The sequence below is a fragment of the Achromobacter insuavis genome (genome assembly GCF_902859645.1).
GTDB classification, from domain to species: Bacteria; Pseudomonadota; Gammaproteobacteria; order Burkholderiales; family Burkholderiaceae_B; genus Achromobacter; species Achromobacter insuavis.
Genome location: NZ_CADIJR010000181.1, coordinates 1 through 1,520, shown reverse-complemented (window position 1 = coordinate 1,520; position 1,520 = coordinate 1). Strand labels below are relative to the sequence as shown.

Annotated in this window: 1 protein-coding gene; it reads right to left on the bottom strand. The window is 66.4% G+C overall.

Annotated elements, in window-relative coordinates:
• On the bottom strand, positions 1-1,227 hold a 1,227-nt coding region (locus H0523_RS31990; RefSeq protein WP_180180322.1), incomplete at its 3' end, for a methyl-accepting chemotaxis protein.
• Positions 1,228-1,520 lie beyond the last annotated feature (293 nt).

The window sequence follows — 1,520 nt, the reverse complement described above, 5'->3', positions numbered from 1 at the left end:
GCTGCGCTGCGCCAGCGAGCGCACTTCGCCCGCCACCACCGCGAAGCCCTTACCCTGCTCGCCGGCACGAGCGGCTTCCACCGCCGCGTTCAGCGCCAGGATGTTGGTCTGGAAGGCGATGCCGTCGATGACCGACACGATTTCCGAGATCTTGCGCGAGCTGGCGGAAATGCCCTGCATCGTGTTGACCACTTCGGCCACCGCCGAACCACCGCGCTCGGCCACATCCGAGGCGCTCGCGGCCAGCTGGTTGGCCTGGCGCGCGTTGTCGGCGTTCTGCTTGACGGTCGAGGCCAGCTCTTCCATCGAAGCGGCGGTCTCTTCCAGCGAAGCTGCCTGCTGCTCGGTGCGGCTGGACAGGTCGGTGTTGCCGGCCGAGATCTCGCGCGAACCGACGTTGATCTCGTCGACGCCGCGGCGCACGGTCGACACCGTGCGCGCCAGGCTTTCCTGCATACGCTTGACCGCCGCCATCAGCGCGCCGATCTCGTTGGTCGACTGCACCTCGACGCGCGTGGTCAGATCGCCGCCGGCGATTCGGTCGAAGCTTTCGCCAACCGCGCGCAGCGGGCGCAGCACGACTCGATTCATGAACAGGAAGGCGCCCAGCGACACGGCCAGGATCACCAGGACCAGCGCGAGGTAGACATACGCCATGACCGCGCCCTCCGAGCGCGACGCCGCCACCCGCTCTTCGCTGTAGGTGGTGATCGCGGTCGCGAACTCGGTCAACTGCTTGGAGAACGCGCCGCTGGCCGCGGCGGTCTTGGTGTTCTTCAGGTTCAGGTACTCGGCGTTGTCACCCCGGTCCAGCGCGCCCAGCATGGCTTGCAGGCCTTCGGCAAAGCCGTTGAACGAGGCCAGCAACTGGCCTTCGGCGGCGCGGCCGATATCGGTGGTCTTAGGAATCGCCTTGAACTTCTCGAGCTTGGCCCTGCCGTCGGTCAGCAGTTGCTGGACGATGCGGGTGTTCTCGGCCGCGCCCGCCTTGTCGCCGGCGGCGCGCTGGGCGGCGGCGATGTCCGCGCGGATGGTGGCGCGCAGCATCTGCACGTAAGAGTCCTTGACCAGATTGCTCTGCTGGACGCTCAGGCTATCCAAAGCGTTGATCGCCTCGGCGTTGGATCGCATGCTGTTCCAACCCAGGGCGATGGCAATCAGCGCGGCCACGGCGACGGCCAATTGGGCAAGCATCAACCCCGTGCGCACCTTCAGATTGCTTAACATTTTCCGATATTTCCGGTAACCGCCAGGGCGGCATGATATTGCCGCCCTGTCGTAAAAGGGATGTGTTCTCTACTACCTATTCAATGCAACGAAATACCTGGACAAATCACGCCGTCAGAACGATTCCCAATCGTCATCCGCCGGCGGCGTCCTGCGCGTCGCGGCCGGCGCCGGCTTGACGGGCTTGACGTCGGTGGCGTCGCTGGTCTTGACGACCGGACGACGCAGCGGCCGCGCCGCCGTGGCGCCGCTGTTCGGCGTGGGCCTGGCGCGGGCCGGCTGGGCCAGGCGCG